Origin of the sequence: Marivita sp. S2033, assembly GCF_046592965.1 — a bacterium.
GTDB lineage: Bacteria > Pseudomonadota > Alphaproteobacteria > Rhodobacterales > Rhodobacteraceae > Marivita.
Genome location: NZ_JBISBV010000014.1, coordinates 13,236 through 35,346 on the forward strand (window position 1 = coordinate 13,236; position 22,111 = coordinate 35,346).

Here is a 22,111-nt window from a genome sequence, read left to right on the forward strand (position 1 = left end):
GCGTGGCGATTTTCAGTCATCTTTCGCCTTCTGCCAGACTTGCTGGCAGGCTGAGTAAAGAAACGTCGCTGACCAGGTCAGCAACATGAAGCCCAAAAGCGATTGCAGCATCAGCAATAGTCGAAAGGGCCCGACCACCTCTATGGACGAATAGCCAAGGGTCGAGAACGAGATGCCCGTAACATAGAGAACATCCTGAAACATCGGCGGGCTGTTGCTGAACGATTGCGGCAGAACGCTTGCCACCACCATCGTGTTGAACACGGCGAGCGTCACAAGTTCCAATACGTGCAGCAACAGCAACGCGGAAAACGTCAGGATGATCCGAAAGCCGGAGCCATCCGACCGCTGCGGGGAAAACTTCAGAATGCCCGACAACGCATAATGATGGACAATTCCCATCACGATCGCCGCGCATATTCCGACAAACATAGCCATCAACTCGGTCATACACCCAAACCCGTCTTCCTGTTCAAACAGGTCAATTTGACCATACATCAGGCTTTTAGCACAACGGGACCAATTGATTCTTCACTGGTCAGGCCAACGCGGGGGGCAACCCGTTCAGGGCGACATCCACCGGAACGGTCGGCAAGTTCGATGCGATCCAGCCAGGCCCTTCGCCTGATCCCAACATCCCTTCCGAGATATCGGCGTAGCCCGAATAACCAGCTTGTCTCAACGCTCGAAGCAGCGATGCGGAGCGTCCGCCAGTGGCGCAGATCAGTCCAACAGTGCGATCACCGCTCAGTTCCTTGGCCCTGAACAATCGGTCCGGAAAACCGGACGCGTGCGTGCTTATCGGCCATACACCAGCACCTACGCCGGTTTCTTGCCACTCTTTGTGCGTTCTGACATCGATGATCCGCGCCGTATCCGATAGAAGCGCGTCAAAGGCATTCTCTGCCGACCAGACAGATCGGCTCTGCGCCAACAGCGGTGACGCCGCGACGGTCAGCACCGTCATATGAGCACCCAGAACGAAACGGCGCCGGTTCAAATCAAGAGCCATATTCGAAAACCTCATCCTTTGATCGGTTGCGACCCCAAAGGTCACATAACATACGCGCGACGCTACCCGGGAGCACGACACGGTGCAGGCACAGATTTGGATCCATCTGTAGCAAGGGACTGACCTGATACAAACGGCTACAATTCTGCCCATGAAACAGAATGCAACGATGATCTAGGAAGGACGCCATGGGACCGCCACCTCATATCCTTATCGTGGACGACCACGCTCAGATACGCGAAAGCGTCGCGCGCTTCCTGGAGAAGAACGGAATGCGCACGACCGTCGCTAGGGATGCCGTGGAGATGGATGCCAAGCTGGCCACCGGTCACTTCGACCTCCTCGTGCTCGATGTCATGATGCCGGGCGAGGACGGTTTGTCGGTTTGCCGCAGACTTGCGCCAGAGGGTGATCTTCCGATCATCATGCTGACGGCGCTTGGTGAGGAAACGGATCGGATCGTGGGTCTGGAAATCGGTGCGGACGATTATCTCGCCAAGCCGTTCAATCCACGAGAACTGCTCGCCCGCATCAAGTCGGTTCTTCGGAGAAGCAACCGCGACGAACCTGTGGCCGGAAGCCTCGCTGGGAGGAAAGTCTCTTTTGCGCACTGGATACTGGATACCGACCGGCAGGTGCTGATTGACGAGTCCACCACCGAGACCCCATTGACGACCTCCGAGTTCAAATTGCTGGCGGTCCTGCTGGAACGCGCGAGGATGGTGCTCAGCCGTGACCAGTTGCTTGACCTGACCGCTGGGCGGACGGCAGGCCCGATGGATCGAACCATCGACAATCAGATCAGCCGTCTCCGCCGCAAAATCGAGCCGGATGTACTTAGGCCCAGTGTCATCAAAACGGTGCGGAACGGCGGATACTGTCTGGCTGCCGATGTCGAGGATGCGCCGTGATGCGCCGTGCGATGAGGTCTCTGAGCGGCCAGTTGATCCTGCTTGTGGTCGCGGCACTTGTCGTGGCCCAGGCGATCAGCCTGTTCCTGTTCGCTGACGAGCGCACCCTTGCGATTCGTGCCGCATTGGGGTTCGAGGCCGCCGGTCGCGCAGCAAATGTCGCGCGGTTGATCGAGGAGGCCCCGCCGGAGTTGCAGGACTCGATCCTCCGCGCGGCGAATTCGCCATTGATCCGGTTTGATCTGTCGGACGTTCCGAGCGTGGAACACACCGGTCATTCGGATGGCGGCATCGTGGAAGGACGCATACGCGCGCTTCTGGGCGATAGCTACAGCCGGGATATTCGCGTTGAACTGCACGAGGTCGAGGGCGCGTTGCGGCCCCTTCCCAATCTCTCGGACGAGATGACGGAAATGCATCTCGCGATGATGCGCGGAGAGTTGACGGCGGTTGAGATGAACCTGTCGATCGCCATCAAGGGAGCGCGTTGGCTGAATGTCGGAACGCGGTTCGAGCGTCCGCCAATCCAATGGCCTTTCTATTCGATGCTGACCTTTGGAATTTCCGCCGGACTGCTTCTGGTGGCGATCTTCTGGTTTGTCATGACGCGCCTGACGCGTCCTTTGCGGCACCTCTCCAAGGCCGCGGACCATCTTGGCCGGGGCGAGGATGTGGGTGAATTGACCGTCGCGGGGCCGACCGAGGTCAAGGATCTGACCCTCGCCTTCAACCGCATGCAACGACGGCTGACCCGGTTTGTCAGCGATCGGACACGGATGCTCGCAGCGCTTGGTCACGATTTGCGCTCGCCGTTGACTGCTATGCGTGTCCGCGCGGAGCTGGTTGACGAAGAAGAGACGCGGGACAGCCTCATCGCATCGGTCGAAGAGATGCAGAGCATGGTCGAAGCGACGCTCACCTTTGCACGGGGCCTTACCGGATCCGAAGGTGCCGAAGTGGTCGATCTGCGCAATTTTCTGGACAGCTTGTGCAGCGATATGGCGGCACACTGCACCTTTGCCCCGAGTGATGATGTTGCCGTGCGGCTTCGACCCAACGCGTTCCGAAGGGCACTGAGGAACTTGCTTGAGAACGCCGTTCGCTACGGTGGTGCCGCAAAAGTCAGCTGGGCGACCCACGGTTCGAACCTCGTACTCAACATCGATGACAATGGCCCCGGCATTCCCGTCGACCAGTTGGAAAAGGTCTTCGATCCCTTCTATCGCCTCGAGCAATCGAGGTCTCTGGAAACGGGCGGCTATGGGCTCGGGCTCTCGATCGCGAGGACAATCGTCCAATCCCATGGCGGCGATATCCAGCTGGTCAACCATAACAGCGCGGGTTTGCGCGCTGTTGTCACCATCCCACTGGATGAAAGCGAACTAATCGAAGGAGAAACAGATGAAACTGAAAACGCTCATTCCAACGTTGCTGGCCAGCTTGCCCGCCAGCATGGCGCGAGCTGATGGTCCAGGCTCCTGGACAGGTCACATGTGGGGCGGAGGCTATGGCTTTATGGGCGGCTTCATGATGCTCGCCTTCTGGGGCGCCGTGATCGCATTGATCGTGTTTCTGGTGCTCAGGCTGCGGGACAATGGCACCCGTCCCCCGGACTCGGACGCGCAGGAAGCGCTCCGGCGCCGCTTTGCGAATGGGGAAATCGACGAAGAAGAGTTCCGTCGCCGCAAAGCAACGCTCGACGAATAGACCCCGCCGCGGACGCCAAAGCCGTCCGACGCGACGCCCACCGACACTGGATAGGAAAGAACGCCATGGTCCCGGAAATTGGTCACTTCGCACTGGCCCTCGCGCTTGCGCTTGCGCTTGTTCAAAGCGTTCTGCCGATTGCAGGTGCGTCGCGTGGAAACGCCGTCTGGATGAAATCCGCCCAGGCGACGGCAATAGGACAAGTGCTGTTTGTGGCCATAGCCTTCGCAGCGCTGATGCAGGCCTTCATCGTCAGCGACTTCACCGTCAGGAACGTCGTCGAGAATTCCCATTCGCTCAAGCCGATGCTCTACAAGGTGGCCGGGACCTGGGGCAGCCATGAGGGTTCGCTGCTGCTCTGGATCCTGATACTCGCGGTGTTCGGCGCGGGCGTCGCCTGGTTCGGATCGAACATCCCCGCCGAGACCAAGGCGCGCACCCTGTCGGTGCAGGCGTGGATCAGTGTCGGCTTCCTGTCCTTCCTGCTGCTGACGTCGAACCCCTTCGAGCGGGTGTTTCCGCCGCCGCTCGACGGCAATGACCTGAACCCGTTGCTTCAGGACATGGGTCTCGCCATGCACCCGCCGCTCTTGTATTTCGGGTATGTCGGCTTCTCCATCGTGTTTTCCTTCGCCGTTGCGGCTCTTATAGAGGGTCGCGTCGATCCGGCCTGGGCCAGATGGGTCCGGCCATGGACATTGGCCGCCTGGATCAGCCTGACGGCGGGTATCGCCCTCGGGTCTTGGTGGGCCTATTATGAACTGGGCTGGGGCGGCTGGTGGTTCTGGGATCCGGTCGAGAATGTAAGCTTCATGCCTTGGCTTCTGGGCACAGCGCTGTTGCATTCGGCCATCGTCACGGAAAAGCGCGATGCGTTCAAAAGCTGGACTATCCTGCTTGCCATCCTGACTTTCTCGCTTTCACTTCTCGGGACGTTCATTGTCCGGTCAGGCCTGCTTACATCGGTACACGCGTTCGCCGTCGATCCGGAGCGCGGGCTTTACATTCTGGGTCTGCTGGCCGTGTCCATCGGTGGGTCGCTGGCGCTCTACGCCTGGCGGGCACCCGAAATGGAGCCGGGCGGTCTGTTTCGCCCGATCAGCCGCGAAGCCGGGCTGCTCGTGAACAACCTCATTCTGGCCGCCGCTACGGGAACGGTCCTGTTCGGGACGCTTTATCCGCTGATCCTCGAGGCTGTCACGGGGGACAAGATCTCGGTGGGTCCACCTTTCTTCAACGCGGCCTTCATTCCGATGATGCTGGCGCTGGTCGTGTTCATGGGTCTTGGTCCATTCCTTTCATGGAAGCGGGCTGATTTCGCCGGTTTGCTCGATCGCATTCGGTTCGTGGCCGTGCTGGCGGTCGTCGCCGCCTTGGCCGCGTGGTATCTTCTGTATGGCGGGCCGATCATGGCCTATCTTGCCATTTTCGGCGCAGCGTGGCTGCTTTTTGCGACCCTGCGGGAATGGGCGCTACGCATCCGTCTGTTCGAGGTTTCCCTTGCAGAGAGCGCGAGACGCGTGCGCAACCTGCCACGCGCCTCTCACGGTATGACGCTTGCCCATGCCGGCGTCGCTGTGTTGATGATGGGGATGATCGGCTCGACCGGATGGAAGAGTGAGGAGATCGTCTTTGCCGCCCCCGGGACCGAAGTCACGATCGCCGGGTTCGACATCACCTTCGAAGGGGCCGCAAAGGTTCAAGGGCCGAACTACATCGCGGATCGCGGCACCCTTGTGGTGCGTCGGGATGGCGAATTGGTCACGACACTTTTCCCGGAACGGCGGTATTACCCGGTCGCGGAAAGCCAGACGACGGAGTCGGCCATCCGCTCCACATTGGCGGGTGATCTCTATACGTCGATTGCAACGCCAGCCTCCGATCAAGTGAACAACGCCGGAGCATGGACCCTTCGGATCCTCTATGAACCGCTCGTCAACCTGATCTGGATCGGCTCGATCCTGCTGGTGATCGGTGGCTGTTTGTCCTTGTCGGATCGCCGTTTGAGGGTCGGGGCGCCGCGCCGTGCCAAACAGCCAGCCACCGATGCCGTTCCTGCCGAGTAGGAGAGAAGATGAAACGTCTCATTGCCGGGCTGCCGTTTATTGCGGCGGTCATATTCGGTGGGTTTTTTCTCTGGGGGCTCAATCCCGACCGGGATCCCAACGAGATCCCTTCCGTCCTGATCTCGCAACCGGCCCCGGCGTTCGACCTCGATCCCGTGCCGGGGTTGGAGACACCCGGCCTGGCCCGAAGCGATCTTGTCGGCAACGAACGACCGGTCGTGGTCAATGTCTTTGCGTCCTGGTGCGTGCCCTGCCGCGCGGAACATGCCGTGTTGACAAGATTTGTCGAACGAGAAGGCATGCGGTTGTTCGGAATAAACTACAAAGACAAACCTGAGGATGCCGTGAAGTGGCTCAATGACCTCGGCAATCCCTACGAGCGGATCGGGTCCGACCTGTCGGGCCGGACCGGGATCGAATGGGGCCTGTCGGGCGTGCCGGAAACCTTCATCGTCGATAGCGATGGCACCGTTTTGTTTCGCTATGTCGGGCCGGTCGTGGGTCCGGACGCCGTCGAACGGTTCACGCAAGCCCTGAAGCAGGCAGGCGCACTGCCAAATGGAGCAGCATCATGAGACAGTTGATTTTCGCGTTTTGCATCGGGCTCCTTCCCATTGCCGCCAATGCGGTGGAACCGGACGAAATGCTGACCGCCCCGGTATTGGAACAGCGTGCGCGGGAGATTTCCAAGGATCTGCGATGTGTCGTCTGTCAAAATCAGGACATCGACAGCTCGAACGCGGGTGTGGCGCGGGACTTGCGTCTGCTCGTACGCGAGCGCTTGGTCGCCGGAGACAGTGACACCGAGGTGATCGAATACATACGGGCGCGGTACGGGGATTACGTGCTGCTCAAACCGCCTCTGGAGCCTGCGACCTACGCGCTTTGGTTTGCGCCAATCGCTTTCGTTCTGGTCGGGGTTTTCGTCGGTGGTGGGGTACTGATGAGTCGGCGAAAGCAAGAGCCATTTGAAGACTTGGGCTCAGAGGATGAGAACACCGTGTCCGAAATTCTCAGGCAAAACGAAGCGGGGGATGCGCCATGATCTGGGGTATTTTTGGTCTTCTGACGCTGCTCGCGATCGGAATAGTCCTCTACCCGCTGCTGCTGTCCAAATCGAACACTCTCACCAGAGGAGATGCTGTACCGGCAATCCTCGCCGATCAGATGCGGGAAATCCAACGAGACATGGACCGCGGTTTGATTTCTGAACATGAAGCTCAAGCAGCCAGACTCGAAATCAAGAAACGGATCCTCGCGACGACCCGCAATTCGGAAGAAAAAGCCGGATCGTCCCGTAGTGGTGGCAGAGTCACTCTCGTTGTCGCGGCGGTTCTCGCGCCGGTTATTGCCGCGGGCTACTATCTGACGATGGGATCGCCGGAGGTGCCTTCAATGGCCTTCGCTGCCCGTGCAGAGGAGCGCGCACAGACTGATGAAGTGACGGCGCTGGCGATACAACTTCGCGAAAGGCTTGTATCCGATCCGACCGGCGGCCCCAGCGAAGGGTGGATGCTGTTGGGCCAGACCTATCAGCGCATGGGCAGAACAGTTGATGCCGTCAAAGCATTCGAAGTTGTCGCCAAACGGGAGGATGCCACCTCCGCGACATTCTCCATGCTGGCGGAGGCCGTCGCGGTTGCCAATGACGGCGTTGTTATTCCACGGGCGAAATTGGCCATTGATCGCGCTTTGGAACTTGACCCATCCAATCCTGCGGCAACCTACTTCGAGTCTCTGTATTATCTCCAGAAAGAAGAGACGCGTAAGGCCTACGATCTGCTCGTTTCCCGGCTGAACCAGGAAAAGACGTTCGTGCCCTGGATGGAAACATACGTTTTGCAGATCAACCGGATTGCAACGGCAGCCGACCTCCCGGTCGTCGATCTACCCAGCGGGCCGACATCACAACCCGGCCCGAGTGCGGCAGATGTTGCGGCGGCGTCGGAGATGAATGACGCGGACCGCGCGGAGTTCATCCGGTCGATGGTCTTGCGGTTGGCCGAGCGTCTTGAGGATGATCCGGACGATCTGGATGGTTGGATGCGGCTGGCAAATGCCTATACCGTCCTTCAGGAGTCCGATCGCGCCGTTGAGGCCTACCGCAAGGCTGAAGCGCTGTTGGAGCAGCAGCCCGCCAGTGATCCTCGGCGTGCGGCGGTCCGTGCCGCGCTTGAGCGGCTCGGCGGCTGACTACTGCTCGGTGTCTCGCCCGGGCAGGTCACTCCTGTCCGGCAAACTTTGCGGAAATATCCCGACCACTGGCTTGCGCCAAGGCGTTCATCACGTCCTCGGTCGTCAGCAATTCGGACAGCACAATGCCATTTGGTGCCGACGGCCCATAGACCGCATTGAAGGGGATGCCATATCTGCCGAAACTCTCAAGGTAGCGGGAAATGCGCGCGTCCGGGCGTGTCCAATCTGCCTGCATCGGCGTGACGCCCGGCGTGTCCAGCGCGCTCCGGACCGGATCACGGTCGATGACAAGTGTCTTGTTCGCTTTGCACGTCAGGCACCAGTCAGCGGTCACATCGACAAAGACGACCTCTCCTGCGGACACGCGTTTCGCTATGTCCGAACGATCAAATGCGATCCAAGCCAATGCCGATTGCGACTCTGAACGGGCCGGCGCTGATTGCTGCAGGACAGGACCTGCGGCAAGAGCCAGGACAAGGCTGGCTGTGGCAATAGACCACCTGAATTGGGACTGCACATTCGGGAGGGACAAGATCAGAACGGCGAGACCGGACAACGCCGCGACCGCGATGACAGACGCAAGCCCGGCGACACCGTCGAGCACCCAGAACAGCCACACGGCGGTTGCAAGCAACAAAACCCCCATGACGCTTTTGATGATCAGCATCCATCGACCAGGCTTGGGCATGAATGCGACCAGACGCGGGAACGCGGCGATGACGAGATAGGGCAGGGCGAGGCCGAGCCCGAGGCTCGTAAAGACGATGAGGATGTCCACGCCACGCCCGGCCAAAGCAAAGGCCACCGCGGTGCCGAGGAACGGTGCCGAACAAGGCGTCGCCATGACGGCACCGAACATGCCAGTGAAAAAGTCGGCGGAATACCCGTTGCGTCCTCCGGCCCCTGCAAGCCGCGTCTGCATGCCGTGTGGAAGGGCGAACTCGAACGCTCCGAACAGATTTGCCGAAAAGACGAGCAGGACAGCGATCATCGCCGCAAGAAACAGCGGGCTTTGAAACTGCAAACCCCACCCGACGCTGAGGCCTGCCGTCTGGAGCGCCCAGAGGACGAGCGCCAGACCCCACATGAACGTCATGATGCCGGCGCTGGCAGCGACGAAACCGAACCGGACACGGGTTGTGTCGTGATCGGTGTGTTTGAGCACAGACGACACCTTGATGGACAGCACCGGCAGCACGCAGGGCATCACATTCAGGATCAATCCGCCCAGCAGCGCGATCGCGGCAATCCAGATCAGTTCCATCATGTCCGGTGTCGTGGCGGCCAGTTCAAAGGGTGGTGCTATTCCTTGCGCCACGCGATCCGCGATGATCGTGAAGGCCCGGTTCTCGCCGTCGGTGACGGTAATCGACGGAGCCACTGTCACATCCGTATTCGACGAGAGGATCGGCAAGCGCGCCCAAAGCAAACGATCCTCTTCTCCCAAACGGATATCGGGTTTGCCAAGCGCAACACCCATACCCAGTTCGGGAAACACATCCGGCGACTGGAGTGGTTCATCGACGCGAAGGCTGACGATCAACTCCGTGAGGTCTTCGTCGATGAAGGCATTTGCCTCGCTGACGCCACTCGCCTCAGCACTTTCGGGGACGCGCTCGGAAAACGTACCGATCAGCCCAGCCGAAGTGCTGTCGATGACGTTGCCCCGTCCGAGGCGAAGTGACAGGTCAAACTCTTCCGGGACACAGACATTGGAGCACACCAGCAGTTTGACCTGCGCGGAAAGAGTCACAGGTGCGCCGGGATCTTTGAGCGTTATGCGCAGCGGAAAGACGACGTCACCCGCGTACCCAAAATTTTCGATGCCGAAGGCGGTGAAGCGCGTCGGGGCGGGCCACATGAATTCGACATCTGCGACGTTTTCGGAACCGCTCCATTCGACCGAAGGCGGTATTCCCACCTCGCCCGCCGACCGCCAATAGGTCTTCCAGTTTTCGTTCAGTTGAAGATGAAGCCCGGCTGACAGAGTCCGTGTGTTCTCGGGAACGCCGTCCTGTACACTGATGAGATACGCGGTAAGTGGCGCACTTTGGTATTCAGCAGAGGTTGCTGCCGAGACACTTCCAGAGACAAGGGCCAGGAGCACGAAGGGAATAAGCAAAACCCGTCGCAGGATCAAAAGGCAATCGATCAAGATACCTGCTTCCTTCCCATATTTTCCGCAGATTTCGCCAGGACGGCGGAAATTGCGTCAAAGTCCACCTGTGGCAAAACCCTGACGACCGTCCGCACAGACAATTCGCGCAACGCCAGTCGCAGAAGATGAAAGGGTTCGACACCCATCCGGCAGAAGGTCTGACGCTTGCTACGTGGACACGATAGCGCCGCGATCCGAGCAGTCTTCAAGACTTCCTGCACATCCCCCAAGCATGAAACCCGACAACAGCAACGCGCCTACGCGTACCTTCCCGCGCACATCACGGCCTGTCGCGGACCACGACTGGAATCGCGGAGGTTATGGGCTCGGTCGTTTCCTCGATAGTATCCTTTGCCTTGTCGGAATGGCACGATTTTCCCATGAATTTGTGCATCACGAGATGCGCCCCCACGCACAGCAGGAGCGGGGCAAAAGCCGCTGCATTGCCCCACATGCCCGCCAATGTGCCGCCGGCAAGAAAAAATCCCGCAATGGGCAGCAGCATGACGACGCAACACGCCATCATTCCGTAATGCATGAGCCTGTCCGTGATCGGCTTTTTTCTGTGGTTCCGGTGGTCCATGACACCCCCATTGTCTCGTTCCCCGCGTCATTTGCGGCCCTCCAGCAGGGTAAGGTCAAGGATACAAATGGATACACTTCTCGCGGCCTTGTCAGGTTGCCTGATGCCGGGTCTCCCGTAAAAGAGATGCAACAAATCCGAGGCTAGGAGTGTGTCATGACAATTTTGCGAAACAACAAGGTTAATCGACGAAGCCTGTTGGGATATGCGGCTGTCGCTTTGGTTGCACCAAGCGTGGTTCGAGCCGAAACCATTCGCCGCAACATCTCTTCTTTTCGAGTTCATGACTGGCAAGATCACTTCGACGCACTCGGAAAGGGGATCATCATCTCCGATACCGTGACGAAGGCGCTCCAGCATTGGACATCAGATGGCGAAATGCGGATCTACCCAACGTCCGTTCCGCTGACCGACGAACTCACCAAACGCGGTTACACCGAAGTGGTGGAAAAACGCAAAAACCCCAGCTGGGCGCCAACGCCCTCCATGCGGGAACGCAATCCGGAATGGCCGGCTCGTGTCGAGGGGGGTGATCCGGACAACCCATTGGGTACTCGTGCACTGTACCTGTCGTGGCAGTACTACCGTATTCACGGGACACAGGATACGCGCAAGATCGGCCGCCGGTCGTCAAACGGCTGCATCGGCCTGTTCAACGCACAGATCGAGGAAGTCTACGAGCGGGCACCTGTCGGCACTCAAGTCAAACTCATCTGACCCAACGGGCAAGGCGGAAGATACAGGCATGGACAAATTGACTGCGCTGATTGGTGCCGTTTTTGTTATCGGCGGGGGTTTTGCCGTTTGGCAGTTCGTTGGAGCGGAAGATACAGCGGTTGGCCACTCCATGACGCCACCCGACACAAGTGAGATCGCTGAAGGCGGCCCGATCGTTCAGGTCCAGCTGCCTTCTCATCTCTCGCAACAGGCGGCGCTTGGAAAGAGCATATTCGAGGCAAAGTGTTCTGAGTGTCACGGTGAAAATGCTGCCGGTCAAAACGGTGTTGCGCCGCCTCTTGTGCACAAGATCTACGAACCAAGCCACCATTCCGACATGGCCTTTGTTTTGGCCGCTCAAAATGGCGTGCGTGCGCATCACTGGAATTTCGGTAACATGCCACGGATCGAGGGATTGACCCAGGGAGACGTCAAGATGGTTGCCGCCTATGTCCGCGAACTACAGCGGGCCAACGGGATTGACTGATGCGTTGGTCGAAGACAAACGGATGGATTCTGTCGATCGTTTTCGGCCTTTTCCTAGTGGTTCTCGGAGTGCCTGAGGCGCCAGCTTTTCATGGTGAAGCGTCCTTGGCGCAAGAATTTCACGCTCACGAAGATGTAGGGTCATCGACGAACGAGGCCTCTGGCCACTGTCATCCGGGACTCGATTGTTCTGTCACGGCGGTGGTGTTTCTCCAGCCAAACGTGGTTTACGAGCCGCAGTTTCTGACGGCAGTCATGCAAGACGTCGCGACCCAACGAACCGAGTTGCGCTCCGCCAGCGATCCTCCACCGCCACGACGGTGGGTCTGATTTCACATCGCTCGAAAAGCAGACCCAAAGAAGGATCGAAGACATGAAAAAGACGACTATCGTAGCGGCAGTGTTGATTGCAGGTACTGCGGTCACGGCATTCGCGCATAGCGGTGCCACCGGCATCGTGAAAGAGCGCATGGACGCCATGCTTGCAATGGGGAAGGCGGTCAAGACCGTGGCCCCGATGATGAGGGGCGAAACGGCCTATGACGCAGAAACAGTGCGCGATGCCGCGCGCCTGTTCCAGCAGCACGCCGGTGAGAGCATGACGAACCTGTTCCCTGAGGGCACAGGGGGCATGCCCTCGGAAGCCAAAGACGAGGTGTGGACCGACTGGGACCGCTTCGCAGCATTGGCGAGTCAGCTGGAAGAATATTCCGAAGGCCTGGAACGCGCAGCCGACAATGGATTGGGCGGCATGGGCGGCAATACCTCCATGGGTGGCACCTCGATGATGGGCGGTGGGTCCATGATGGGCGGGAGCACGATGATGGGCGGAGGCGGCATGATGGATGCTGCCGCCATTGCCGAAATGCCCGCCGACGCGGCATTCGCGATGACGACCCAGGTCTGTTCCGCGTGCCATGAACGCTTCCGGGCGGAAGAAGACTGACCATGCGACGGTTTTTGACACTGGTCAGCGGGGTCGCCGTGCTGGGCGCGGCCGGCCTCGGCGCGGTGATTGCATGGCCTGTCGGCAGTGCGGTGGCGCCGATCGCAACAGCGGGCAATGTCGACCGGGGCGCGTATCTGGCGCGCGCCAGTGGGTGCATTGCCTGTCATACCAATTTCGAAGCGGGCGGCGCGCCACTTGCCGGAGGGGCGCCGCTCGAAACCCCGTTCGGAACGTTCTATCCGCCCAACCTGACGACAGACCCCGAACATGGCATGGGCGAATGGACGGCAGAACAGTTCGCAAAAGCCGTGCGGCAGGGTATCGGCCCCGATGGAACGCCCTACTATCCGTCTTTCCCATATACGCTCTATGCGGATTTTTCTGACCAGGATATCGCTGACCTCTGGGCGGCGTTTCAAACCGTGCAGCCCGTGGACAAGCCTGCACCAGAAAACGATGTCAGCTTCCCATTCGACCAACGATGGGGGCTGAAGCTCTGGCGAGCGGCGTTCTTCTACGATCCGGATACCGAACCGGTTGAAGGGCGAAGCGACTCATGGAATCGCGGACGGGAATTGGTGCGCGGTGCGGCACATTGCGGAGCCTGCCATACGCCGCGCAATCTTGCGGGAGGCCGCGATATCGGTGCTTCCTTTGCAGGCAACGCCCAGCTTCCCGGTGGCAGCAAGGCACCCGCGATACGGCCAAAAGACCTGGCCAAAAATGACTGGACGGTTTCAAACCTCGCTTATGCGCTCCAGACCGGCATCACCCCTTCGGGCGATGCGTTCGGCGGCAGCATGGCGGAAGTCGTTCGCGACGGAACTCGGTTTCTGACACCTGCCGATCGCGAAGCGATGGCGCTTTTCCTACTGAACAAGGACACGGTCGAGGCGGAGAACTCCGCTTCGAACTAACATCACGCGGGGGCGACACGCCCCCGCTTTCTCGAGGATCGAAATGAAACAAACACGTAGGGATTTCTTGCGCAATGCAACTCTGGCGGCCTGTGCGGCCGCCATCCCGCGGTCGGCTTATGCCGCAACCCCGTTCGAGGACGTGGTTACCAAGGTTGCGCGTCGACAACTTCTTCCGGACACCTACCCGGAAACAGAGATCTGGGGCTATGACGGTCTTGTTCCGGCCCCGGAAATCCGGGTTGCACAAGGCGATCGGGTGCGTCGCAGGTTCCGCAACGAGGTACCCGATCCCAGTTCGGTTCACTGGCACGGAATCCGGATCGATAACGCGATGGATGGCGTTTCAGGACTGACCCAGAAAGCCGTGGCACCAGGTGAAACCTTTGACTACGACTTCGTCGTACCGGACGCGGGCACCTATTGGTATCACGCGCATAATCGCTCATACGAGCAAGTCGCGCGTGGTTTGCGCGGTGCCTTGATCGTCGAAGAGGTCGATGGACCGGACATAGACCGCGAGGAAGTCATCGTTCTGGAGGACTGGTTGCTCGACCCTGAGAGCGGGCAGCTGTTCGACAATTTCGAACAGCCTATGATGATGAGCCACGGTGGACGCATCGGCAACTTTATCACGACCAATGGGCGCTATGACCTGACCTTGCCCGCGAAGCGCAACGAACGCATTCGCTTGCGGATCATCAACGCAGCAAGCGCTCGAATTTTCCCGCTGAGGCTCTCTGGATTCAGTGGCTGGACGGTGGCCGTGGATGGAATGCCAACCGGCCAACCCCAGTCGGTTGACGGCGAGTTGATCCTCGGCCCGGCACAGCGCGTCGACTTAATTGTGGATGTGACCGAAGGCGAAGGCGGCACCGCCCAATTGCTTCGCATCGGCGATGATGATCAACTGACCCCGTTGGTGAGTTTTCTGGTCAACGGCACAGCCAGTTCAGTACCAAGAGGCAAGCCACTGCCGTTGCCGCCGAACCCCGCGGCACACGCCCCGGACCTTGCCGATGCGCGTGATTTGCGACTGGTCATGTCCGGCGGGGCAATGGGGCGAATGCAGTCCGCATTGCTTGGCGGGGAACGTCTTGGATTCCGTCAGCTTGCCCAAGCGGGCAAATTCTGGGCCCTGAATGATGTCGCCGAAATGACCTACACGCCACTGGCCGATCTATCCCTGAACGAGCCGGTGCGCCTGAAGATCGAGAACCAGACCGTTTTCCCACATGCGATGCACCTGCACGGGATGCATTTCCGCGAGCTGCGCCCCGACGGCGCGTTCGGGCCGATGCGGGACACGATCCTGTTGGCCGGCAACGAGTCCCGGGAGATCGCCTTTACGGCAGACAATCCCGGCAAGTGGCTGTTCCATTGCCACATGCTCAGCCACGCCGCATCTGGCATGACAACCTGGATACGGGTCACATGAGATATCTCGTTTGGTCCCTTCCGATCACTGTCGCAGCAGCCGCCTTCACGTATTGGCTCTCGACCAGTGCATCCTCGGATGTCGGCAGCGCGTCCAGGGCGGAGAGCTACGACATCGAAGAAGGCGCGTTGCTCTACGCAGAAAACTGTGCGTCTTGTCATGGCGCGGGTCTGGAAGGCCAGCCGGAATGGCGAACGCCCGGCGCGGATGGGCGCCTGCCAGCACCACCACATGATGAGACGGGTCACACCTGGCATCATCCTGACAGCCTGCTCTTCGATTACACAAAACTGGGGGGTGCGGCGCTTCTGGCGCGTCAGGGCGTCGAATTCGACAGTGGCATGCCCGGTTTCGCAGACGTGCTGACCGACCAGCAAATTCACAACATCCTGGCCTTCATCCGGTCCACCTGGCCAGGCCGCATCCGCGAAGTCCAGGCCGCGCGGACAGAAGCCGACGAACAACGGGGAGAGAACTAAAATGCGTTTCAGACAAGCCTTCACGACGGTCGCGATAGCTGCCTTGCTTCCGATACCGGCACTCGCGGACGAACTGTCAGAGTCCCGGGTCAAGGAACTTGTGCTCGAGGCAATCCGCGAGAACCCGGAGATTGTCATGGAGGCCGTGGCGATCCTCGAACAAAGGCAGGCGCAAGCGCAGGAGCTCAGTCAGGCCCAAGTTCTGAATGACCAGCGCGATCTGATCGAGAACGATCCGAATGCGCCGGTTCTCGGCAACCTGGAAGGGGACGTCACTGTTGTGGAATTTTTCGACTACAACTGTCCCTATTGTCGGCGGGTCAAACCCGAGGTGCGGGCTTTGATCGAAGACGATCCCAACATTCGCCTCGTCTATCGTGAATGGCCCATTCTCGGAGACGGATCGGTGTTTGCCGCGAAAGCGGCCTTGGCAGCGCGCAAGCAGGACAAATACGAAGAGTTTCACTGGGCAATGATGGGGCTGGAAGGCCGCGCGGAAGAGGCCTCCGTGCTGCGCGTGGCCGAGGAGATCGGCCTGGATATCGCGCAGTTGCGCAAGGACATGGAGGCCCCCGAGGTCGAAGAGCACATTGCGACCTCCATGCAACTGACCCAAGCTCTGGGCTTTAACGGCACGCCGTCTTTCGTGATCGGGGATGCGCTGGTCCCGGGCTTCGTCGAAAAGGCGCAGCTTGCCGACTTGGTCGAGGAAGCCCGCAAAGTCGAAGACTGAAATTCTGTGCCCGGACCACCCTTGGGTGGTCCAGGCACTGCATCAAGCGGCCGCAGGTTCCACGTTGTAGCCCGCATCCCGAATGATCGCTTGGACCTGATCGGCTGGTAACACGCTGTCGACATGCACCTGTCGGGCAGAAAGGTCACATTCTACGCCTGCATTCGGATCTGCGCTCTTCACCGCGCTTTCGATTGCTGCGGTGCAATGCCCACAGCTCATGTCCGGAACGCTGAACTTCATCGGAACCACTCCTTGATCTGATTTCTATCGGTGACATGGGGCTTCCCCCCGCTGGAAGGTCAAGTGAAGAAATATATTTGGCGCCCTCCCATTGACCCTCCAGTAACTGGAAGCCTCATATTCCACTTCGAATGGAAAAACAGGTGACACATATGCCCGAACCCAAACAGATCAGCCTGCCGATCGAAGGCATGTCATGCGCGTCCTGCGTTGGCAGGGTCGATCGCGCATTGAATGCAATCGACGGCGTAGAGGATGTGTCGGTGAACCTTGCCTCGGAAACTGCTCGCATGAGCGTGGACGCGCTCAAGCGCATTCCCGACATCATCGAATCCCTTCGCGAGCTGGGCTACCCCGCGCGGAAGGCCAGGGCCGAACTCACGATTGCAGCGATGTCCTGTGCCTCTTGCGTCGGGCGGGTCGATAAGGCGCTTGCCGCGGTGCCCGGGGTGGTCGAGGTGAACGTCAACCTCGCCTCAGAGACGGCGACGGTCGTTTACGTCGAAGGTCTTGTCACGACATCCGATCTGATCGAATCAAGCGGCGCGGCAGGGTATCCAGCAACCGTGGCAACGGCCCAGGCCGGTGACGACAGAGTTGCGCGCAAGGAGGAAGAGGCTCAGGCGCTTGCCAAACGGGTCACCTTTGCGGCCATCCTCGCCTTGCCGGTCTTCCTGATCGAAATGGGTGGCCACGTCATTCCGGCCGTTCATATGCTGATCGAGACCACGATTGGCCAGCAGACGAGTTGGCTTCTTCAGTTCGTGCTGACGACAATCGTTCTCTTCGGCCCAGGCCGGACGTTTTACACCAAGGGTTTCCCGGCCTTGTTCCGGGGTGCCCCCGACATGAACAGCCTCGTCGCGGTCGGCACCGGGGCGGCTTACCTTTATTCCGTGGTTGCGACATTCGTACCGTCGGTCCTGCCTGACACGCTGCGCACCGTCTATTTCGAGGCGGCAGCGGTCATCGTCGTTCTGATCCTTCTGGGGCGGTTTCTTGAAGCGCGCGCCAAGGGGAGAACGGGCGCGGCCATCCAGAAGCTATTAGGGCTTCAGGCGCGGACTGCACGCGTGATGCGGGACGGAGAAAGCGTCGAGATCGAGATCGATGCGCTGGTTCAGGGTGACATCGTCATCGTGCGCCCTGGTGAACGCATCGCGGTCGATGGCGAGGTCATCGAGGGGACCAGCCGCGTCGACGAAAGCATGCTGACAGGCGAGCCGATCCCCGCTGAAAAAGGTGCCGGAGATACGGTGACCGGCGGGACGGTCAACGGCGCCGGAAGCCTGCAGTTCCTCGCCACGCGGGTCGGCGCCGACACGACCCTGGCGCAGATTATTCGCATGGTCGAAGAGGCCCAGGGCGCCAAACTGCCGATCCAGGGATTGGTCGACCGGATCACCTTGTGGTTCGTGCCTGCCGTGATGGCGATCGCGGCGGCGACCGTGCTGGTCTGGCTGTTTTTCGGGCCTGATCCGGCCCTGACGATGGCGCTGGTCGCCGGTGTGTCGGTGCTCATCATCGCGTGCCCCTGCGCGATGGGGCTTGCGACGCCGACCTCGATCATGGTCGGGACGGGACGTGCTGCGGAAATGGGTGTCCTGTTCCGTAAAGGTGACGCCTTGCAGCAACTTGATTCCGTTGATGTGGTCGCCCTCGACAAAACAGGCACGGTGACCGAGGGGCGACCCGCACTGACTGACCTTGTGCTGGCGGAAGGGTTCGATCGCCCAACAACGCTCTCGAAGATCGCTGCCGTGGAGTCGCTCTCCGAGCATCCTGTCGCGGACGCCATCGTGCGGGCCGCGCGGGCCGAGGGCGCACCTCTTGTGGCGGCCGAAGGCTTTCAATCGGTCACAGGTTACGGCGTGCGCGCCGTGGTCGAAGACGTGGAGGTGTTGGTTGGGGCCGACCGCTACATGGCGCGCGAAGGCATTGACGTCTCGGCATTGTCTCCAGAGGAAACGAAGATCGCAAGCAAGGGTCGCACGGCGCTTTACGCTGCCATAGATGGGCGTGTCGCCGCCGTGATCGGCGTGGCCGATCCGGTCAAACCGGCAAGCCGCGCAGCCATCGCAGCGCTGCACGAAAAGGGTCTTGCGGTTGCGATGATCACCGGCGACAAACGCGAAACCGCCGAAGCCATCGCCCGCGAAACCGGTATCGACCACGTCATCGCCGGCGTCCTGCCGGACGGCAAGGTTGCGGCGCTCGACAGTTTGCGCCAAGGGAACAAGCGCATCGCCTTTGTCGGCGACGGGATCAACGACGCCCCGGCGCTGGCGCATGCCGATGTGGGCATCGCCATTGGAACCGGCACCGATGTGGCCATCGAATCTGCGGATGTCGTCCTGATGTCGGGCGATTTGCGCGGCGTGGTGAACGCCTTCGAAGTATCGCGGCGGACCATGCGCAACATCCGGCAGAACCTGTTCTGGGCCTTTGCCTACAACGTGGCACTTATTCCGGTCGCTGCCGGGGTGCTCTATCCGGCCTTTGGGTTGCTCCTGTCACCAATCCTTGCGGCGGGTGCGATGGCGTTGTCCTCGGTGTTTGTCCTGACCAATGCCCTGCGGCTGCGGCGCATCGCGCCTGCGATGGACGAGCAGCGCGCAATCCCGGCAGAGATGGCAGCCGCCACTCCTGCTCCAGCAGAATAACGGAGGTCCGACATGAACATCGGAGACGTTGCCCGACAATCGGGTGTGCCCGCCAAGACGATCCGCTACTACGAGGACATCGGTCTGATCCGCCCGAACCGTAGCGAGAACGGCTATCGCGCGTTCACCGAGAACCACGTTCACAAGCTGGCGTTTCTGGGTCGCGCACGGGCCTTGGGGTTCACCATCGAAGATTGCAGGACTCTCCTGTCGCTCTACGAGGATGAAAACCGCGAAAGCATGCAAGTGAAGGCGGTTGCGGAAGACCATCTGCGCCAGATCGAGGAAAAGATCGCGAAACTGCAATCCATGCGCGCGACGCTCGCCGAACTGGTGGAAAAATGTGCCGGGGATCACCGGCCCGACTGCCCCATCATCGAGGATCTGTCGCCGGAGCGGTTGGCCAAGTGACAGGCAAGAAGGGGCTGTACCTCAGAACCAGATCGCGCGGACCGGCATCCAGATACCCATGAAGATCATCATCAGGTTTTCCGTCAGCGAAATGAACCCCAGCGGGACGGAACTGTCACCGCCGACTCAGGCGCATTTCAGCTCTCTCTTGTCGATATAAACAGCCTTGAACACGCTGACAGCGCCTACCGTGCCGATAAACAGGGCGACAGGCGCCGAGAGCCACAGCAGCGCGCCGGCAGTCATCAGGACACCTGCCAACGCTTCGCCGAACGGGTAGACCTTGCCGTATCGCACCCATTTGCGCGCCAGCAGATCGTAGTTGAGGAACATCGTCGAAAACCCTTCGACATCCTGCAATTTCTGGATCGCGAGAATGGTCATGGACAGCGAAATGAACCATTCGAACCCCCGCAAGGTAAGGACCGACCCGTACTGGTGCCAAGACAGGCCCAATGCCAACAGCGCGGCAACGGAAAAGATCGCGATGACCGGCTGGTAGGTCGTGTCGCTTTGCTCTTCCTCGGGTGGGTCAATGTCGAAAAACACCCTGAGATCATCGTAACCGCCGATCCGTTCGTCCCCGATGAAAGTCTGCGGCGTCGTCTCGACCCCGTGCTTCTCCATGAAAGCATCGGTGTCTTCACGGGTGTCAAGCGGATGGTCTTCCACCTCGAAGCCTTGCCGCTCCAGCAGGTCTTTCGATTTCAGACCGTAGGGGCAGACATGGCCCGGCATGACCATGCGATAAAGCTGCGCGGATTTACTGTCTGTGTCGCGGGGCATGTCCTTTCCTCCTTATCCGCTGCACGTAAGTTGACCACGGAACCCGGCTTCGTAGTCGGTTCCCGCGCTGACGATCAGATCGGTCAGGTCACCGTTCGTCTCTGCGATCTCGGCCGACAGCGGGCCTTCAGAAAATGCATTTTCGCCCTGCGCATTCAGGCGCACCAGATCACCGCTGATCTTCATTGCGGCTGCAGACCCTTCGCCGGTTTCACCAGTCACCAGTACAGCCGGACTGTCCGAGGTGTAAGCAAAGCGGCAATTTCCGCCATTCGGGAACACCGCAGCGATTTCGTCTTCCGTCAGAAACTCAGGATCGACCTTCGACACGACCTCCGTTTGAAGCGCCTGTTGCGCATCCACAACCTGCGCCGGCGTTTCGCTTCGCGTGGCCGATGCTTCGCCGTTTGCTCCAATGTCAGCAATAAGGTAGCGCATTTCGGCGATTTCCTTGTCCTGCGCATAGATAATGTCGTCTGCGAGCCCCCGGACGCGCGGGTCGGTGATCTCGGCACGAGTCGACGTCATGATGGCGATCGAGTGGTGCGGGATCATGGCGCGCATGTAGGACCTGTCCTGCACCGTGAATTGCCCGCGAACCAGCCAGAGGCTCGCCGCGAAAAGGACTATTGCGCCAACGAAAATCGCGATGTTGGCTTTGGTGTTCTGATACATGGACAACATGTACGCCAACATGATCACGGCCATGGTCGCCCCCATCAGGATGGCCATGTAAAGGCGTGTCTCCGAAAAGAAGATATGGCCCCAAAGATAGGTGTTCAGGTACATCAGAACGAACATGACCACGGTCGATGTTCCGATCATCATAAAGAATCGTGAGTAGTGCATTTCCAGTCACCTCCTTGCAGTTCTCTGTAAAACAACAACATTCCAGCGCTGGAGAGTTCCAAAAGCACGAATTTTCGTAGTTTCAAGGCAACAAAGGCGCGTCGTTTGCCCCGGTTCACGGCTTCTTTTCTTTGCCCCTGACGCGCACTGAATTTTCATGGGTCCGAGGAGATCGCGCCATGCAGAATTTCACGAGACGAGAATTGATTTGTGCCGGAGCGATGGGTTGCTTTCTGCCCACAACTGCCTGGGCCCACAAAGTCAAATTGCCCGAACGGTTCGAACCACAATTGGTAAACACCCGTCGTGGTGACTGGGTTAAAGGCGATGTCCACGTCGTTCCCGACGATTTTTTCCTTTATTTCATGCTCGAGGACGGGATGGCGATCCGCTACGGGGTCGGGGTAGGGCGCAAAGGTTTGTACGAACCCGGAGAGTTCACGGTAGCGCGCAAGGCCAAATGGCCATGGTGGCGGCCAACGAACGCCATGATCCGGCGCGAGCCACGCAAATACGCAAAGTACAAGGATGGACTGAAAGGCGGGCCAAACAACCCGCTCGGGGCCCGCGCGCTCTATCTCTACGATGCCGAGGGACGCGATACCTATCTTCGCATTCATGGAACGAACGCCCCGGAGACAATTGGGTCTGCCGTGTCGAATGGATGCGCGCGGTTGACGAATGAACATGTGAAGGATCTGTACGAACGCGTTGAAATCGGCGCCCGCGTCTTCCTGTATCCCAAAGTGACAACGGCGTGAGGAGTGTTCTGTCGCCTTGAAGTTCCTCTTCCGGAAATGGCACAAG

At 59.6% G+C, this 22,111-nt stretch carries 23 protein-coding genes and 1 pseudogene; 17 read left to right on the forward strand and 7 right to left on the reverse strand.

Annotation, left to right across the window (positions count from 1 at the left end; genetic code table 11):
• Nucleotides 1-12 precede the first annotated feature (12 nt).
• Both ACGKZZ_RS15730 and ACGKZZ_RS15735 read right to left on the reverse strand, forming a co-directional pair.
• Nucleotides 13-498 carry an ion channel gene (locus ACGKZZ_RS15730; protein ID WP_007803359.1) on the reverse strand — a complete coding sequence of 162 codons (486 nt, stop codon included), beginning with the start codon at nucleotides 496-498 and terminating at the stop codon, nucleotides 13-15.
• A 40-nt stretch (nucleotides 499-538) separates the two neighbouring features.
• Nucleotides 539-1,012, reverse strand: coding sequence for a rhodanese-like domain-containing protein (locus ACGKZZ_RS15735; protein ID WP_411224498.1), 474 nt, complete (start codon nucleotides 1,010-1,012; stop codon nucleotides 539-541).
• 188 nt (nucleotides 1,013-1,200) lie between these two features.
• On the opposite strand from ACGKZZ_RS15735, the gene ACGKZZ_RS15740 reads away from it, so the two are divergent.
• The 7 genes from ACGKZZ_RS15740 to ccmI all read left to right on the forward strand — a co-directional run bounded on the left by ACGKZZ_RS15740 (nucleotide 1,201) and on the right by ccmI (nucleotide 7,889).
• Complete coding sequence (locus ACGKZZ_RS15740; protein ID WP_007803380.1) at nucleotides 1,201-1,923, forward strand: response regulator; 723 nt, start codon at nucleotides 1,201-1,203, stop codon at nucleotides 1,921-1,923.
• On the forward strand, nucleotides 1,923-3,389 hold the full coding sequence (locus ACGKZZ_RS15745; protein ID WP_411224499.1) for an ATP-binding protein: 1,467 nt from the start codon (nucleotides 1,923-1,925) through the stop codon (nucleotides 3,387-3,389). The genes ACGKZZ_RS15740 and ACGKZZ_RS15745 overlap by 1 nt, the downstream gene beginning before the upstream one ends.
• Entirely contained in the window at nucleotides 3,325-3,630 is a 306-nt protein-coding gene (locus tag ACGKZZ_RS15750) for an SHOCT domain-containing protein (protein ID WP_239367986.1), read from the forward strand. Before ACGKZZ_RS15745 ends, ACGKZZ_RS15750 begins: the two co-directional genes overlap by 65 nt.
• 65 nt (nucleotides 3,631-3,695) lie before the next feature.
• Nucleotides 3,696-5,696: a heme lyase CcmF/NrfE family subunit gene (locus ACGKZZ_RS15755; protein WP_411224500.1), complete on the forward strand. Its 2,001-nt coding sequence runs from the start codon at nucleotides 3,696-3,698 to the stop codon at nucleotides 5,694-5,696.
• Nucleotides 5,697-5,704: 8 nt separating this feature from the next.
• Nucleotides 5,705-6,271: a DsbE family thiol:disulfide interchange protein gene (locus tag ACGKZZ_RS15760; protein ID WP_411224501.1), complete on the forward strand. Its 567-nt coding sequence runs from the start codon at nucleotides 5,705-5,707 to the stop codon at nucleotides 6,269-6,271.
• Nucleotides 6,268-6,741 carry a cytochrome c-type biogenesis protein CcmH gene (locus ACGKZZ_RS15765; protein ID WP_411224502.1) on the forward strand — a complete coding sequence of 158 codons (474 nt, stop codon included), beginning with the start codon at nucleotides 6,268-6,270 and terminating at the stop codon, nucleotides 6,739-6,741. The genes ACGKZZ_RS15760 and ACGKZZ_RS15765 overlap by 4 nt, the downstream gene beginning before the upstream one ends.
• Complete coding sequence (gene ccmI, locus ACGKZZ_RS15770) at nucleotides 6,738-7,889, forward strand: c-type cytochrome biogenesis protein CcmI (RefSeq protein ID WP_411224503.1); 1,152 nt, start codon at nucleotides 6,738-6,740, stop codon at nucleotides 7,887-7,889. Before ACGKZZ_RS15765 ends, ccmI begins: the two co-directional genes overlap by 4 nt.
• A gap of 28 nt (nucleotides 7,890-7,917) precedes the next feature.
• On the opposite strand, the gene ACGKZZ_RS15775 is transcribed toward ccmI, so the two are convergent.
• Complete coding sequence (locus ACGKZZ_RS15775; protein ID WP_411224504.1) at nucleotides 7,918-10,047, reverse strand: protein-disulfide reductase DsbD family protein; 2,130 nt, start codon at nucleotides 10,045-10,047, stop codon at nucleotides 7,918-7,920.
• 283 nt (nucleotides 10,048-10,330) lie between these two features.
• Nucleotides 10,331-10,588, reverse strand: coding sequence for a DUF2933 domain-containing protein (locus ACGKZZ_RS15780; RefSeq protein ID WP_239521101.1), 258 nt, complete (start codon nucleotides 10,586-10,588; stop codon nucleotides 10,331-10,333).
• 201 nt (nucleotides 10,589-10,789) lie between these two features.
• Between ACGKZZ_RS15780 and ACGKZZ_RS15785 the strand changes: the two genes are divergently transcribed.
• The 7 genes from ACGKZZ_RS15785 to ACGKZZ_RS15815 all read left to right on the forward strand — a co-directional run bounded on the left by ACGKZZ_RS15785 (nucleotide 10,790) and on the right by ACGKZZ_RS15815 (nucleotide 16,352).
• Nucleotides 10,790-11,350, forward strand: a complete 561-nt coding sequence (locus ACGKZZ_RS15785; RefSeq protein ID WP_054540595.1) for a L,D-transpeptidase — start codon at nucleotides 10,790-10,792, stop codon at nucleotides 11,348-11,350.
• Between the two features lie 28 nt (nucleotides 11,351-11,378).
• On the forward strand, nucleotides 11,379-11,837 hold the full coding sequence (locus ACGKZZ_RS15790) for a c-type cytochrome (RefSeq protein ID WP_163852047.1): 459 nt from the start codon (nucleotides 11,379-11,381) through the stop codon (nucleotides 11,835-11,837).
• 372 nt (nucleotides 11,838-12,209) lie between these two features.
• On the forward strand, nucleotides 12,210-12,782 hold the full coding sequence (locus tag ACGKZZ_RS15795; RefSeq protein WP_054540597.1) for a c-type cytochrome: 573 nt from the start codon (nucleotides 12,210-12,212) through the stop codon (nucleotides 12,780-12,782).
• Nucleotides 12,783-12,784: 2 nt separating this feature from the next.
• Nucleotides 12,785-13,702, forward strand: coding sequence for a c-type cytochrome (locus ACGKZZ_RS15800; RefSeq protein ID WP_411224505.1), 918 nt, complete (start codon nucleotides 12,785-12,787; stop codon nucleotides 13,700-13,702).
• A gap of 43 nt (nucleotides 13,703-13,745) precedes the next feature.
• A complete protein-coding gene (locus tag ACGKZZ_RS15805) occupies nucleotides 13,746-15,140 on the forward strand; it encodes a multicopper oxidase family protein (RefSeq protein ID WP_038008397.1) in 1,395 nt (464 codons plus the stop codon).
• Nucleotides 15,137-15,619 (forward strand): c-type cytochrome, encoded by a 483-nt coding sequence (locus ACGKZZ_RS15810; RefSeq protein ID WP_411224506.1) that lies wholly within the window; start codon nucleotides 15,137-15,139, stop codon nucleotides 15,617-15,619. The genes ACGKZZ_RS15805 and ACGKZZ_RS15810 overlap by 4 nt, the downstream gene beginning before the upstream one ends.
• Nucleotide 15,620: 1 nt before the next feature.
• Entirely contained in the window at nucleotides 15,621-16,352 is a 732-nt protein-coding gene (locus ACGKZZ_RS15815) for a DsbA family protein (RefSeq protein WP_009807488.1), read from the forward strand.
• Nucleotides 16,353-16,394: 42 nt separating this feature from the next.
• Here the strand turns inward: ACGKZZ_RS15815 and ACGKZZ_RS15820 are convergent, their stop codons facing one another.
• Nucleotides 16,395-16,595 (reverse strand): heavy-metal-associated domain-containing protein, encoded by a 201-nt coding sequence (locus ACGKZZ_RS15820; RefSeq protein ID WP_007803412.1) that lies wholly within the window; start codon nucleotides 16,593-16,595, stop codon nucleotides 16,395-16,397.
• A 152-nt stretch (nucleotides 16,596-16,747) separates the two neighbouring features.
• Here ACGKZZ_RS15820 and ACGKZZ_RS15825 point away from each other — a divergent pair, with 152 nt between their 5' ends.
• The gene (locus ACGKZZ_RS15825; RefSeq protein WP_411224507.1) at nucleotides 16,748-19,258 is read left to right on the forward strand and encodes a heavy metal translocating P-type ATPase; all 2,511 of its coding nucleotides are present in this window, start codon (nucleotides 16,748-16,750) and stop codon (nucleotides 19,256-19,258) included.
• Between the two features lie 12 nt (nucleotides 19,259-19,270).
• A complete protein-coding gene (gene cueR / locus ACGKZZ_RS15830) occupies nucleotides 19,271-19,669 on the forward strand; it encodes a Cu(I)-responsive transcriptional regulator (RefSeq protein ID WP_038008399.1) in 399 nt (132 codons plus the stop codon).
• A 21-nt stretch (nucleotides 19,670-19,690) separates the two neighbouring features.
• Here cueR and ACGKZZ_RS15835 read toward each other — a convergent pair.
• Both ACGKZZ_RS15835 and ACGKZZ_RS15840 read right to left on the reverse strand, forming a co-directional pair.
• A pseudogene (locus tag ACGKZZ_RS15835) lies at nucleotides 19,691-20,455 on the reverse strand (MauE/DoxX family redox-associated membrane protein).
• 12 nt (nucleotides 20,456-20,467) lie between these two features.
• Nucleotides 20,468-21,304 (reverse strand): DUF305 domain-containing protein, encoded by an 837-nt coding sequence (locus ACGKZZ_RS15840; RefSeq protein ID WP_012187184.1) that lies wholly within the window; start codon nucleotides 21,302-21,304, stop codon nucleotides 20,468-20,470.
• A gap of 179 nt (nucleotides 21,305-21,483) precedes the next feature.
• On the opposite strand from ACGKZZ_RS15840, the gene ACGKZZ_RS15845 reads away from it, so the two are divergent.
• Nucleotides 21,484-22,065 carry a L,D-transpeptidase gene (locus ACGKZZ_RS15845; RefSeq protein ID WP_012187183.1) on the forward strand — a complete coding sequence of 194 codons (582 nt, stop codon included), beginning with the start codon at nucleotides 21,484-21,486 and terminating at the stop codon, nucleotides 22,063-22,065.
• The last annotated feature ends 46 nt before the right edge of the window (nucleotides 22,066-22,111 follow it).

Coding starts and splice junctions, on each gene's coding strand:
- ACGKZZ_RS15730 (WP_007803359.1), bottom strand. CDS start 498: ATGTATGGTCAAATTGACCTGTTTGAACAGGAAGACGGGTTTGGGTGT.
- ACGKZZ_RS15735 (WP_411224498.1), bottom strand. CDS start 1,012: ATGGCTCTTGATTTGAACCGGCGCCGTTTCGTTCTGGGTGCTCATATG.
- ACGKZZ_RS15740 (WP_007803380.1), top strand. CDS start 1,201: ATGGGACCGCCACCTCATATCCTTATCGTGGACGACCACGCTCAGATA.
- ACGKZZ_RS15745 (WP_411224499.1), top strand. CDS start 1,923: ATGCGCCGTGCGATGAGGTCTCTGAGCGGCCAGTTGATCCTGCTTGTG.
- ACGKZZ_RS15750 (WP_239367986.1), top strand. CDS start 3,325: ATGAAACTGAAAACGCTCATTCCAACGTTGCTGGCCAGCTTGCCCGCC.
- ACGKZZ_RS15755 (WP_411224500.1), top strand. CDS start 3,696: ATGGTCCCGGAAATTGGTCACTTCGCACTGGCCCTCGCGCTTGCGCTT.
- ACGKZZ_RS15760 (WP_411224501.1), top strand. CDS start 5,705: ATGAAACGTCTCATTGCCGGGCTGCCGTTTATTGCGGCGGTCATATTC.
- ACGKZZ_RS15765 (WP_411224502.1), top strand. CDS start 6,268: ATGAGACAGTTGATTTTCGCGTTTTGCATCGGGCTCCTTCCCATTGCC.
- ccmI (WP_411224503.1), top strand. CDS start 6,738: ATGATCTGGGGTATTTTTGGTCTTCTGACGCTGCTCGCGATCGGAATA.
- ACGKZZ_RS15780 (WP_239521101.1), bottom strand. CDS start 10,588: ATGCATTACGGAATGATGGCGTGTTGCGTCGTCATGCTGCTGCCCATT.
- ACGKZZ_RS15785 (WP_054540595.1), top strand. CDS start 10,790: ATGACAATTTTGCGAAACAACAAGGTTAATCGACGAAGCCTGTTGGGA.
- ACGKZZ_RS15790 (WP_163852047.1), top strand. CDS start 11,379: ATGGACAAATTGACTGCGCTGATTGGTGCCGTTTTTGTTATCGGCGGG.
- ACGKZZ_RS15795 (WP_054540597.1), top strand. CDS start 12,210: ATGAAAAAGACGACTATCGTAGCGGCAGTGTTGATTGCAGGTACTGCG.
- ACGKZZ_RS15800 (WP_411224505.1), top strand. CDS start 12,785: ATGCGACGGTTTTTGACACTGGTCAGCGGGGTCGCCGTGCTGGGCGCG.
- ACGKZZ_RS15805 (WP_038008397.1), top strand. CDS start 13,746: ATGAAACAAACACGTAGGGATTTCTTGCGCAATGCAACTCTGGCGGCC.
- ACGKZZ_RS15810 (WP_411224506.1), top strand. CDS start 15,137: ATGAGATATCTCGTTTGGTCCCTTCCGATCACTGTCGCAGCAGCCGCC.
- ACGKZZ_RS15815 (WP_009807488.1), top strand. CDS start 15,621: ATGCGTTTCAGACAAGCCTTCACGACGGTCGCGATAGCTGCCTTGCTT.
- ACGKZZ_RS15820 (WP_007803412.1), bottom strand. CDS start 16,595: ATGAAGTTCAGCGTTCCGGACATGAGCTGTGGGCATTGCACCGCAGCA.
- ACGKZZ_RS15825 (WP_411224507.1), top strand. CDS start 16,748: ATGCCCGAACCCAAACAGATCAGCCTGCCGATCGAAGGCATGTCATGC.
- cueR (WP_038008399.1), top strand. CDS start 19,271: ATGAACATCGGAGACGTTGCCCGACAATCGGGTGTGCCCGCCAAGACG.
- ACGKZZ_RS15840 (WP_012187184.1), bottom strand. CDS start 21,304: ATGCACTACTCACGATTCTTTATGATGATCGGAACATCGACCGTGGTC.
- ACGKZZ_RS15845 (WP_012187183.1), top strand. CDS start 21,484: ATGCAGAATTTCACGAGACGAGAATTGATTTGTGCCGGAGCGATGGGT.